Here is a 13,419-nt window from a genome sequence, read left to right as displayed (position 1 = left end):
CTGTTCATGCGTTACCTCATTTTGTTGTTACCTTTTTTGCTGGGTTGTCATCATCATCCCAAACAGCATTCTCATGCTTTTTATTACTGGAAATTTGATGACCAGTCTTTCTCTGGCGTCGATACTGCACTCATCAGTCAATTACATGTAGATCATTTCTATATCCACTATTTCGATGTGGATTGGAGTGAATCGCTGGACATGCCTATTCCCAAAGGTTCCCGTTATCACTATTCAAATAATGCATTCCTGGTCAAAGGGTCCTATTGCCCGGTGGTCTTCATTACCAACCGCACATTTGAACAGCTGGCAGCCGATAGCTGTGAATGGCTGGCCGGGAAAATTACCGACAAGGTCAATGCCATGACGGATCAGTTCGAGGAGAGGGCCGCCGGTTTGGAGTACAAAGAAGGGATGAACTGGCAGGAGGAGAAGGCTAAAATCAAAGCCAAACGTGCCCCTCTGCACAAAGAAGTGCAGATTGACTGCGACTGGGCCCCGTCTACAAAGGATAAATACTTTCACTTTCTAAGGACTTTTAAGGCTCTCAATAAGGACAGGGAGCTATCGGCTACCATTCGCCTGTATCCTTATAAATACTACCGTAAAATGGGAATTCCGCCCATCGACAGGGGGATGCTGATGTGTTATAATATGGACCGCATTGACCAAATGGCGACTGCCAATTCGGTCTTTGATGAAAAAGTGCTCAACTCTTACCTGTCTGGCACCCATTACCCATTGCCGCTGGATGTATCTTTCCCCGTTTTTGGCTGGTATGCCTGGTTTAGGGGAGGCAAATTTAAAGGGATCATTCATGACGGGAGTGAACTGGCAGGTGCCGGTTTGATCAATTCAAATAATATAATTAGCAGGGATACTGTGCTGGATGGTCGTTTTTATAGAGAAGGAGACCGGGTACGCCGTGAATACCCTGACTCCGCCACCTTGAAATCCGCCATTGACCTGGCTATGAAAAAAGTTCCTGAATACCGGCATGTTACATTTTATCACTGGGACCCCACTTTAATTGCTGCATATGAAAACATCATACAAGAGACTTTTGCAGATTATTAGTATCCTGCTACTGTTGTTTTTACCCTGGATGCGTACATGGAGTTGTGGTCCTGATTATTTCAGTGACGATTACCGCTTTGTGCTTTTTCAACCGGAGTTATCCCGCGCTCCCGGGTTATCGGATCTCAGGTATAACATTCACATGAGTGTGCTGAAGGACAGCGACCCGCAGAAAAAGGATTATCAGCGCAATTGCAGGGAGTGGCAGCAACAGGTAGGCGGCACCATTCCTGATATTTACAATATACAGTACGGCATGGAGCCCGATGAATTTTTGTATGCCTACCGGCATGCGAAATGGGATCATATAAAAGACAATTCTTTTTTACATGCTTTGCTACAACCAGCCAATAAGCCAATGCTGGATTATATGGCTTTTGCAAAACAGGTAGAGTTTAACCAGTTTGGCGAATACGATCCGTGGCAAACGGGCAATGACAATGGAGGGCAGGAGCAAACAAAGGTGCTGCTCAGGCTGGGAAAGTTGGCATTTGCCAAAACAACGAATCCTTTTCTGAAGGAGCGGTATGCATTTCAGCTGGTAAAACTAAATTATTACGGAGGGGGAAATTGGGATTCGCTACCCGGTTTATACGACACTTATCTGAAAGGGCATAAAACGATTGTGGCAGATTGGGGATTGTTATATTATGCGCTATGTAAGCAGGATAAAGTAACGAGTACGAAATTGCTCTGTGAAACTTTTGAAAGGAGTGAAGAGAAGAAGACATATATCTACAATACGCTTGCCAGCAAGGATCTGGATACCTTGTTGCAGCAGTATCCAAAAATACCGGTGGCCTGGTTTATTAAGGGACTGAAGCAACCCGGGCGAGGGCTTTCTATTATCCAGTCACTCCACCGGGTGGCGCCTCAATACCAATATTTGCCGATGCTGGTGGTAAGGGAGGTGAATAAGCTGGAAGACTGGATTATGAGTCCGACAGTATTGGGTTTTAATTCAAGTGTGAAGTTGAATGAGTATGATGTAAAGCGATTTTATAACAGCGATATGCCGGATACCACTTATGATTATTATGCAAAGAAGAACCTGCTGAAAGATCAGGCTTACATGCGTACAGTGCGGAGTTACCTGGAAAGCATTTTGTCAAAGTCTGATAGTAACCATGTGGTGTATGCGCTGGCGATTGCGCACCTGTATAATATGGATGGTGAGTACGCAAAAGCGATAGACTATCTGAATGATATTCATCCCCGTAAAAATAGTTTTTACCGCCGTCAGTGGATCACAGAACAATTGATAGCGATCATGCATGCGGCTGATATCAGTAGTAGTGCAGTAAAGGCAGATCTCAGTAAGCAGGTGAAAGAACTGATGGCATTGGGAGCTACTTTTCCTGACCCTAATAATTATGATGAGAATGCAGAGGATAGATCACTGCCTTTGTTGTTGCTGATGATGAGTCAGCAATATCAAAAGCAGAAGGATGCTATTACAGCAGGGCTTTTATTCGAAAAGGCCAATATTTTGGTAAATGGATATTATGGATCTAATTATGAGGATGATACCACGCAAATCAGTTATCATAAAATTGCTTATTTCGACCAGTATGGTACACCAGCGGATATTGATCGACTGATACAGTTTAAGCATGCAAAACATAAAACTGCTTTCGAAAAATTCATTTCACCAGGAGTGTGGTCTCCGGATGATTTTTACAAGGATGTAAAACTCTCTCTGCTCGTAAGGCAGCAACGATTCAAAGAGGCATTGGGCGTAGCGGAGGAGATGGATGCTTATTTCTGGAGAGACAATTATGCATATAGTGGCTATCTGCCGGATAAATATATTGGTAGTGCAGATTTTCTGGTACCGGGTGAGACGCTGAAGAATGATGCGTATCCTTTTGCAGATAAACGGGGCATACTGCGTGATATTGTGGCATTGAGCGATAGTTTAAAACAGTTCCCGCAGAATGCGGCGTTGTATTATAAGATGGGCAATGTATTGTATAATCTTTCTTACGGTGGTCGTGGCTGGATGCTGGCGAATTATGGAAAGGGCGAGCATACCGGGTACTATTATAATATAGGGTGGGATGAGTATGAGCATAGTGCTTTGAACAGAAGGTATCAGGCTGCGTATTACAGGTGTGAGGCGGCGATGAATATGTATCGGAAGGCATTGGTGTATGGAGGGAGTCAGAAAGAGCTATGTGCAAAAGTGTTGTTGATGATGAGTGTGTGTGATAAAGATAGAAATGCCTATGTGATAAAAAGACAAAATTGGTCAGGAACGATTTATAAATATGAGAGGGAGGGGCCGTATCATTCTACTTACCTGGATGTGTTGAAGAAAAAGTATGGGGGTACGGAGGTGTATGCGGAGGCGGTAACGAATTGTCCGGATGTGAAGTAGAGGGGGAGTCATTTACAGGAAATTAAAAACGGAGTAGCTGCCAAAGCTACTCCGTTTTATTTGCGAAGATGATGGTGACTAACCGGCCTCCTTCCTCCTTCGACAATAGCAACTTTATCCCATCTTCCAATACCACCGGCGCCCCAATTTCAATATCCGCACCTCTGGTTATATCCCTTGCACTTGTCAGTTTTTCATTCACAAACAGCCATTGGCCATTGTGATAAGAAAAATACCCCACTCTTTCTTTCAGGTTATTGCCCAACCGTTCATTTCTCAGGATGTTCCTGTTTACATGCCAGTAATGTAAGGTTGCATGATGGTAAATGACAAGCCTTAAATTATCAGGTTTCCATACAGTAGGTTTGAACTGGTAATACAGGTCCAGTACTGGTATGCTTGCATTGTATTGCGTGCCGCAAAAAGGGCAATAGGTTTGTTTGGTGTTGTTATAGATAAACCATTTCTGATTGCAGGCAGGATTTGCACATTTTAACTTCAGGTCATTCGTCTTGATCAAAGCCTGTTCCCATGCATCGGCAGTAGGCCGCTGTACAGGATCATGAAGCCCTTTGATGAATGCCTGATCAAATAATTCTTTCAGGTAAGGACCTGCAATGGTATAGGGTGTTTTATTCAGATCTGTCCATGGGTAGTAGATCGCCATGTTATCACCATACTCCCGTGTAAAGTTCCGGTTACTGCTGTCGGTAGGGTGTTCAATAAACAGGGCTTTCCCGCCCATCAACAGCTCTTCTTCCTGCTCTGATTCAATCTGGCCAAAGTAATTACCACCACGTAAAGGATGCCTGTAAAAGAGGTACATGTAGATCAATACCGCTAATGCATGGAGATCAGTTAAACGATTCGGGAGTTTTTTGTCAGGATCTTTTTTGCCAAGGTTTTTAGTGGCCATTACCTCAGGGGCGATAAAGTCTGCTGTACCCAGTACATCAGGAGGGTAGAGGTTAGGTACCACTAGCCCATCAATATCAATAATGGCCGCTGTTTTACTGACGGGATCTATCAGTACATTTTTGTAAGATAAGTCAGAGTGTGCGAGTCCTGCGGCATGTAACCGCTTCACCCCTCTGGCGATATTGACACCTACCTGAAAATAACTTAACCAATCACCTAATTCTGAATCATCCAGTTTTGTTTTTGACCTGGGAGACCGGAATCGGGCACTGGCAAACCATTTACCTTCTTTTTCCTTTCCTTTTAAGAGATCATTATTAGCATATCCTTTTTTGAAAAAGAAGTTGCTATTATAACAAGGTACGATGATGCCGGTTTTTTTATCCACTTCTACTACATCTACCGGCCAACTGTATAGCTCTTTGTAATAGCTACCTCCTTCCTTATTAAAGAAACTATCGAAGTATTGGGTAACGATCTTTCTAAGCCGTTCTTTGGAATTATAATCAGGATCCGTTCTGTAAATAGCGACTACATACGATCTGTCCGGACTGAAATATACATCTTTCATTCCACCTCTTAACGGTTCGCCATTATCGATGTATTGATAAGTCATTCCGGGATTTATTATCGAATTCACAACTTTTACAGTCATAGCCTAATATATTATTGCCAATGTTCGGTCATCATGATTACCGGTGCTCCAAAAGTCCATCCATGTTGATAATTGAGTAGCAACTTCAATGGCAGGTTGTTTAAAATCCACTATTACTTTTTCTTCATTATCGCCATTTAAATCTTCCATGAATTTCTTCCAGAGAGCAAGGTTTTGCAGGTTGGCTTCTACTTCAAATTTAGGATCGTAGATGCCATCGGTCATTAAGAATAAATAAGAGAAATCGGGTGCTATAGTGACGTTGAACCTGGATCCCATGGGGATCTCTTTTGAATGGAATATTTCTGGTTGGGTAATAAATCTGGTACCTCCACCAAATTCTCCTACATCCAGCTGGTTCAATAGTTGCACTTTATCTTCCTGTAATAAAATGATAGGGCAATCGCCTATACCAAAAGATAAGATCAAATAGCCAAAATCAAACTTTTTAAACACTACAAAGATTAAAGTGGTATGGTAGTATTCAAGTATTGATTTGTTCTTGTTATTGAATAAGGTGGGATTTAGTTCTGAATGTTTTTCCGCTTCTGCTTTTATTTGTTCATATACATACTTCACTGCCTGGTACATATGTTTCTTCGCAACAACAGTGAGCGATTCAATAGCTGAATGATCAGTTTCCTCTATTTCTTTTTCTTTGCTTTCTTCAAAAAATTGTTGGAAATAATTAATCGTTGCATTACAGGCAATCTGAGCTCCTTTTCTTGAAAACAGGCTACTCCCTGCGCCATCGGCTACAGCGACTACAGACCAACCTTTTTTATCAGAAGAATAATAAGCAAAATCATCATCTCTGAAAGTACCGACATTCTTATGCGATCTACCTCTTTTGGATGAAACGACCATTTGCTTATCGCCTAATTGAGCAGCCGCCATCACATTATCTTCTTTCCAGTAAGGATCATTCACATCACCCGGTATATCTTTCCATAAGCTCCTCGGATCGGGGTTTATAATCAGGTTAAACACCTTGACATTTACAGGTGCCCCTTCCAGACTAAATAGAAGCTGAATTTTATGATCCCCGCTTACAGTCGGCGTACCTGCTATTGTTGCCTGCTCTTTGTGATACACCAATCCAATCTCCTCCAATCCTTTCCATTCAGCATAGACAATATCTGCCATATTCCATTTTTCAAAACTCACTTCTGCCTTATACGGTTTATTCACACTCCCATTTGGAATACTGATATGTGCTGCTATAATATCGTTAATCCTGTTTTTAATCGTATGTTCCATAAGCTAGCCCCGTGTACGGTTTACATCAAATCCTCCACCCTCTTCTGCCACCACATACCTGGATGTCTTGCCACACCATGGACAGGTATTCGTTTCCTCATATCCAATACAATGGATCTTTCCACAACTACACTGTGCCAGTGCAAACTGGTTACTGCAACAAGGGCAGGTAGGTGCGCCTACCAATTCGGCAGTATTGATCTTATGATTATCTGATGAGGAATCAGATAGTTCAAAATAATCATCCTTCAGTGGGAAAGCTCCTACCTGTAGATAAGAACGGGTTTCGAGGTTCATGCCTCCCCAGATATTATTACCAATACTTTTCCTGTATTTGATAAGATAATGACGGCTGGATTGCTGGCACTTTGCTAATAAAACTACATAGTTATCATCTACCATTTGTGCGACAGGTGCACTTTTAGAGATGTCGATCTTCGACAGCCAGTCGTTGTCTGTTTTTTCCAGTTCCAGTCCTGATCCATTATTTTCAATATTCACACTACTGGTGGTAATAGATGCAGTGACCCACTTAAAGAAGTATTTGTAAGAATCGATGTTCGTGTTTTTAAAGAACAATACATGCGCTGTTAATTGTGCTAAGATGCCTGCGTTCGCTTCACTACCAAAAGATACTGCTACGAGGTTCACCCGCCGCTGCCATCTTTGTTTCCATTCAGCAATGATAGGATCGGTATTGTCAGTAGGAACGCCATCAGTGAATAAGAATATAATGGGTTTCCAGTCACCTTTAGAAGTAGCGGTAGTTTTCTTTATATTACTATCCAGCTCGTTCATCAGGTGTCGCAGGCCATTACATAACGACGTACCGCTGCCAATGGGATACTTAGGTGGATAGAAACTGATGATATCCTGCAAAGGAAGGATGGTTTTCGCTTTGCCTGCAAATGCGATAATAGAGATCCATACTGTTTCGATCGCAGTTGGATCCGTTTTTAATGCCTGGATGATAGTAGAGATCCCTTCTTCCACTTGTGAAATAGGTTCTCCTACCATTGATTCAGATACATCAATCAGGAAAAATATGGGTAGTCTTCTCATACGATCAATTTAAATGACAAAATGAATCTCATCCGGTGGTGGTGGCAGGTCGATGGTATCTGTAGTACCCATACTTTTATTTCCATGCTCAATGGTCTCTGACACCCATTTAAAGAAACTTTTCAAAGTCGTACTATCAGCAATATCAAGGTGCACCACTACATCACAGAGTTCTTTCAGGAATTCATCATTCGATAACCTTCCTGCAGCGCAACCTACTATAGAGGCGAAGTTCAGCGACTTGACCAGCGGAATCATTTCCTGGTACAGGTACAGATCGTTGGGGTTGCCATCAGTAAATATAAAGAGCAAAGGCCGCCAGTCTCCTTTTTGGGTATCAGTTCCTTTCCGGAGGTCCTGTTTTACTTTTTCATAGACAAACTCAAGGGCTTGTCCTGTATGTGTAGGGCCACTTTCGGGGCAGGTGATCTCCCGTACATTGTACGAAGGCAGATCAGTCAGGGGCAATACTTCCTTTACAACTTTATCGAACGTGATAATGCTGATCCAAAGTGTTTCCATAGCTAATGGATCTGATCGCAGGTTATTGATCATACCACTTAATGCATTGTTCAATGCCTGTATGGGTTCACCGTTCATAGATCCGGATGTATCCAGCAACAGATAAACGGGTAGTCTTCTCATGTATTGTTGAAATATTTATCAGGTTACAATATTCAGTTCAGAAGGGGGAGCGGGTAGTTCATTTATGCCACTCACTTCTTTGCCTCCATCTTCCAGTTTTACAGAAGCGACGCCAATACTTGCAGTCACCCATGCAAAGAACTTAGACACACCCGCGCTATCAACCGTATCCAGGCTCACTACATTTTCCGTGATCTGTTTCAGAATTTTTGGGTCTGCACTATGGCCTGCGGCACAAGCAATCGTGTTGCCTACTTTACGTTTTTTGAATTCGTTCAGTCCGTCCTGCCAGTTATCGTCTGTGGGAATACCGTCTGTCATGATGAAGACGAGTGGTTTCCAGTCACCTTTGCTTTCGGCAGAAGTTTTCTTTACTTCCGTATCGATGCAGTGGCTGAGCAACTTTAAGGCTTCACCCAGTGAAGTCACGCCGGCAGCCTTGATATCAGGCATTTGAAATGACACGAGGTCAGTGAGCGGAATGAGTTGTTGTGCAGTCGTGTCAAATGTAATGACACTGAGAAAAGCGGTTTCGATGGCTTGCGGATTTTGCCGCAGAGAACTGATCATGACCTGCACGCCATTCTTTACAGCTTCGATAGGTTCGCCTCCCATAGAGCCGGAGGTATCAATCAATAAATAAACGGGTAATCGTCTCATGGGTTACATATATTTTTTCAGGATTTCTACAAAACTATCTGTTTGATGAGGTTCGCCGGGAGCCCTGAACTTCCAGCTATCATCTTTCCTGTATACTTCAGCAAAAACCATGGCACACATTCCGTTCAACGTTGCATCGCCTGACAGGCTGTACTTTGTGATCTCGCGTCCCAACCTGGTCCGATAGTGATTTTGCTTAATCCGATGTTTATTCTTTGTCCCTTCTGTAAATTGATGGCCATATATAGTTCGGGTTAGTGTTAACAATAATAGTCCCTTTCAACGTCGCATTATAGGTAAATATACCGACAAATATAAATATATATATGATCGTAAAAAGAAAACCTGCTCACTGTGGAGGGGGGATGATTTTGGTCAGGGAAGGGATACTGATCATTTTTCCAATTCCACTATTTTCTCTACCTTGGCCCCTTAAGGTCAAAAACCACCTTTTATGGAGCGTGTTGATATAAAACGATTGGCAGAAAAGCTCAACCTATCCACATCTACTGTTTCAAGGGCATTTAGAGGTAACAGCGATATCAATCCGGAAACTAAAGCAAGAATCTTGTCTGCAGCAAAGGAATTCAATTACCAGCCAAATCACCATGCCAGTAATCTGCGGGATAAGCGAAGCAATACCATCGCCATCATCGTACCGGAAATCGCGAATAACTTCTTCTCTCAGGCCATCCACGGTATAGAGCGTGTAGCCCGTGAAAAAGATTATTACACCCTGATCTACCTCACCGACGATGATTATGAAAAAGAAGTCATGTTCATCGAGAAATTATACAATGGTCGTGTGGATGGTATCATTATGTCAGCCTCCGGCGAAGCCAATGATCACCGGTATTTGAATAATATGGGGAACAAACGTATTCCGCTGGTTTTTTTTGATAGGGTATATGATGATGTAGACGTACCGAAAGTCACCACTGATGACTATGAAAGTGCTTTCTCCGCTACCAGTCACCTTATAGAAGCAGGTTGTCAGAAGATCGCTTTCCTTGTAATTAATAAGAGTCTGTCGATTGGTAATGTTCGTATGCAGGGTTACAGAGACGCTTTGCAGCATGCAGGCATCCCATTTCAGGAACAACTGGTGGTAGATTGTAGCAATGATTATGACAAGAACTACCAGATCCTGACCGATTTCTTACTGCACGAACGTCCTGACGGCCTTTTCACTGCTGTAGAACGTCTCGCTATTTCAAGTTATTACGTTTGCAACGACCTGGGCATCAATATTCCGAAGGATGTGAAAGTCGTGAGCTTTTCGAGTCTGGAAATTGCCTCTCTACTCAATCCCGGGCTCTCCACCATCACACAGCCAGCCTACGATTTAGGCACACATGCTGCAGAAATGCTTTTCAAAGTGCTGGAAGGAACACCCCCTCAGAACAATCATATCGTATTGGGTTCCAGGCTCATCCCCCGCCATTCCTCGGCAAAAGTGTAAGCAAAAGAAAAAAAATGAAACAAAATGTTAGGAAAAACAAAAAATTGTATACTTTAGCGTCATAAATCTATTTTATTCCACGTTCCGGGAACGTTCCCGGGAATGTTCAACACTGATACAATATGCTTTCAACTTAGAACTTACGGACAAGCAACAGGGGGACTGGGACCTATTTTTGAACTTATCATTTATCCCTTCCCATTACAACAATGAAGAATAGCACTGAATTCTAATAAGGAATTCTACAGCCATTTTCTTGTCTTTTCATTAAACGCACTGCATATGGCAGTAGCGTAACAGCAATTCTTTGTCTTTAAAATGAAACGTTAAATGAAACGAACACACTTTACCCGGTTAGCGCTGCTGTTGTGTTTTATCCTGGTTACCTTAGGCGTATATGCCCAATCAGGAAGTATCAGCGGATCCGTTACGGACGACACGAATAGTCCGGTTCCGGGAACCATCCTTTTTATAAAAGGCACCAGCAAAAATGCAGTTGCTGATAGTGTAGGCCATTACACTATCAAAGGTATAAGTGCCGGTAGTTATGTACTGGTAGCAAGAATGGCCGGTTTCGAAGGCGTAGAAAAAGCCATCACTGTAGGCAATGACAATACGGAACTGAACATCCAACTGAAAACTGATACCAAAGGATTAAACGAAGTCGTAGTGATCGGTTATGGTACGCAAAAGAAAAGCGACCTTACCGGCTCTATCGCCCTCGTAACTACGAAAGATTTTAACAAAGGCCCTGCGTCTTCTCCTGAACAACTCATCACTGGTAAAGTACCCGGTGTACTGATCACTTCCAATGGTGGTGCACCAGGTAGTGGTAGTACCATCCGCGTACGTGGCGGTGCTTCTCTGAATGCTACCAACGATCCGCTGGTTGTAATAGATGGCGTACCTGTTGAAAACGGTAATGTAAGCGGTTCTTCCAATGCACTCGCGATGGTGAACCCCAATGATATCGAATCTTTCAGCGTATTGAAAGATGCATCTGCCACCGCTATCTATGGTTCCCGGGCTTCCAATGGTGTAGTGATCATCACCACCAAGAAAGGTCGTGCCGGCGATAAACTAAAACTGGCTTTCAGCACCAACAATGCGGTGTCTAAAGTGACCAGTTATTCTCCTGTATTATCTGCTGCAGAATTTACTGATATAGTGAAAGCACACGGCAATGATACACAGATCGGCATGCTGGGTACTGATAATACCGATTGGCAAAAACAAATTTACCAGTCAGCCCTGAGCTCTGACAATAACCTGAGCATCAGCGGTTCCTGGAAAAAATTACCTTACCGCGTTTCTGTAGGTCACCTCTTCCAGGATGGTATACTTAAAACATCCAACCTGAAAAGAACTTCCGGTGCAGTCAACCTCTCTCCAAGCCTCTTCGACGATCACCTGAAGATAAACCTGAACCTGAAAGGATCTGTTGCCGATAACCGTTTTGCTGATCAGGGAGCTATCAACGCAGCAGTTGCGTTTGATCCGACTAAACCTGTTTATTCTGGTAATGACAACTTTGGTGGTTACTATGAGTGGCTGCAAAATGGTGATTTGTTTGCGCTGGCTACAAGAAACCCGCTGGGTATGCTTAAACTGAAGAATGATGCATCTACTGTAAAGAGAAGTATCGGCAACTTACAGTTCGACTACAAGTTCCATTTCCTGCCTGACCTGCATGCGAATATGAACCTGGGTTATGACTACTCTAAAGGTACCGGTAATACAAATATACCTGCTTATGCTGCATTGTCTTATTACAATGGTAGTGGCGGTTCCTATCATCACTACGAACAGGAAAAACAGGACAAACTCTTTGATTTTTACCTGAACTATAGCAAAGCATTAAAGGCAATTAAGAGCGCTGTTAATGCGACTGCCGGTTATTCCTACCAGGATTTCATCACCACCACACCAGCGTTTGCAACACTGGATGGTTCCGGAGATACTACGACTGCTGCAGGTAACTATAGTAAATCACAACATACACTTGTTTCCTTCTTTGGCCGATTGAATTATACATTCAATGAGAAGTATATGCTGACTGCTACCCTGCGTCGTGACGGTACTTCCCGCTTCGCTAAGCATTGGGGTAACTTCCCTTCTGTAGCACTGGCATGGAGAATTAAAGACGAAGTTTTCCTGAAGAATTCTAAAGTACTCTCTGACCTGAAACTGAGACTGGGTTATGGTGTAACCGGTCAGGAAGATATCAAGCAGGATTATGCCGCTGTATCCCGCTATACCTGGGGTGATGCCGCTTCTTCCTACCAACTGGGAGATACTTATTATCAAACCCTGCGTGCTGCAGGTTACGATCAGAACATTAAGTGGGAGCAAACTGCGACTTACAACGTTGCACTGGATTATGGTTTCCTGAATAACAGGATCAACGGTAGCGTAGATTTCTACTATAAGAAAACCAGCGATCTGCTGGCGACCGTAACAGCTCCTGCAGGTACTAACCTGACTAATACACTGTTCACTAACGTAGGTAGCCTGGAAAACAGGGGTGTGGAATTCATTATCAATGCTACACCTATCATGACAAAAGACTTCTCCTGGAATGCAGGTTTCAATATCACCTACAATCACAACAAGATCCTGTCTCTTTCCAAAGTGAAGAGTGATACAGCGGTAGGTTTCGCTACAGGCGATATCTCCGGTGGTACTGGTAATACTATCCAGATCAATTCAACAGGCTATGCTATCAATTCCTTCTACGTATACAAACAGATTTACGATAAGAATGGCAAACCGATTGAAGGTTTATATGAAGACAGAAATGGTGATGGTGCTATTACAGCGGCAGATAAATACCGTTACAAATCACCGAATCCGACTTTATACCTGAGCTTCAATTCAAATTTCAATTACAAAGAGTGGACCCTTGGTTTTAGTCTGCGTAGTAACATTGGCAACTACATCTACAACAACCAGGCTTCCAACTTCGGCAACTATAAGTCTTTCCAGAATGCTTCCTTCCTGGCCAATATGTCTTCCAGTGTGTTGAAGACAGACTTTGCCAACCCGCAATACTGGTCTGATTACTATGTAGAAAACGGGTCATTCGTACGTATGGATTATCTGAACCTGGCGTATGATTTTGGTCGTATCTGGCATCAGAAATTAGGTGTGCGTGTAAATGCGAACGTACAGAATGTATTCGTGATCACTAAATACAGTGGTCAGGATCCGGAAGTATTCAGCGGTATAGATGATAAGTTCTATCCACGTCCAAGAGTGTATTCCCTGGGCGTTAACCTTGATTTCTAATTAACAAACAGG

At 42.9% G+C, this 13,419-nt stretch carries 10 protein-coding genes; 4 read left to right on the top strand and 6 right to left on the bottom strand.

What is annotated here, in order from left to right; all coding sequences use genetic code 11:
* Positions 1 to 6 precede the first annotated feature (6 nt).
* A complete protein-coding gene (locus QQL36_RS33680; protein ID WP_321568281.1) occupies positions 7 to 1,077 on the top strand; it encodes a hypothetical protein in 1,071 nt (356 codons plus the stop codon).
* Positions 1,040 to 3,457: a hypothetical protein gene (locus QQL36_RS33675; protein ID WP_321568280.1), complete on the top strand. Its 2,418-nt coding sequence runs from the start codon at positions 1,040 to 1,042 to the stop codon at positions 3,455 to 3,457. The genes QQL36_RS33680 and QQL36_RS33675 overlap by 38 nt, the downstream gene beginning before the upstream one ends.
* A gap of 46 nt (positions 3,458 to 3,503) precedes the next feature.
* Here QQL36_RS33675 and QQL36_RS33670 read toward each other — a convergent pair whose 3' ends face one another.
* Genes QQL36_RS33670 through QQL36_RS33645 form a run of 6 tightly spaced genes read right to left on the bottom strand, consistent with a single transcriptional unit; the run spans position 3,504 to position 8,831 of the window.
* Entirely contained in the window at positions 3,504 to 4,991 is a 1,488-nt protein-coding gene (locus QQL36_RS33670; protein ID WP_321568279.1) for a protein kinase domain-containing protein, read from the bottom strand.
* Between the two features lie 42 nt (positions 4,992 to 5,033).
* On the bottom strand, positions 5,034 to 6,290 hold the full coding sequence (locus tag QQL36_RS33665) for a PP2C family serine/threonine-protein phosphatase (protein ID WP_321568278.1): 1,257 nt from the start codon (positions 6,288 to 6,290) through the stop codon (positions 5,034 to 5,036).
* 3 nt (positions 6,291 to 6,293) lie between these two features.
* On the bottom strand, positions 6,294 to 7,352 hold the full coding sequence (locus tag QQL36_RS33660) for a TerY-C metal binding domain-containing protein (protein WP_321568277.1): 1,059 nt from the start codon (positions 7,350 to 7,352) through the stop codon (positions 6,294 to 6,296).
* 9 nt (positions 7,353 to 7,361) lie between these two features.
* Positions 7,362 to 7,997 (bottom strand): vWA domain-containing protein, encoded by a 636-nt coding sequence (locus QQL36_RS33655; protein WP_083721447.1) that lies wholly within the window; start codon positions 7,995 to 7,997, stop codon positions 7,362 to 7,364.
* An 18-nt stretch (positions 7,998 to 8,015) separates the two neighbouring features.
* Entirely contained in the window at positions 8,016 to 8,657 is a 642-nt protein-coding gene (locus tag QQL36_RS33650; protein WP_083721446.1) for a vWA domain-containing protein, read from the bottom strand.
* Between the two features lie 3 nt (positions 8,658 to 8,660).
* Positions 8,661 to 8,831, bottom strand: coding sequence for a TerD family protein (locus QQL36_RS33645; RefSeq protein ID WP_321568276.1), 171 nt, complete (start codon positions 8,829 to 8,831; stop codon positions 8,661 to 8,663).
* Between the two features lie 280 nt (positions 8,832 to 9,111).
* Between QQL36_RS33645 and QQL36_RS33640 the strand changes: the two genes are divergently transcribed.
* Entirely contained in the window at positions 9,112 to 10,119 is a 1,008-nt protein-coding gene (locus tag QQL36_RS33640) for a LacI family DNA-binding transcriptional regulator (protein ID WP_321568275.1), read from the top strand.
* 330 nt (positions 10,120 to 10,449) lie between these two features.
* The gene (locus QQL36_RS33635; RefSeq protein WP_321568274.1) at positions 10,450 to 13,407 is read left to right on the top strand and encodes a SusC/RagA family TonB-linked outer membrane protein; all 2,958 of its coding nucleotides are present in this window, start codon (positions 10,450 to 10,452) and stop codon (positions 13,405 to 13,407) included.
* Positions 13,408 to 13,419 lie beyond the last annotated feature (12 nt).

This window comes from Chitinophaga sp. LS1 (assembly GCF_034274695.1).
In the GTDB taxonomy this organism is placed as follows: domain Bacteria; phylum Bacteroidota; class Bacteroidia; order Chitinophagales; family Chitinophagaceae; genus Chitinophaga.
The sequence above is the reverse complement of the archived record's forward strand: the minus strand, read 5'-3'. Positions and strand labels throughout refer to the sequence as shown.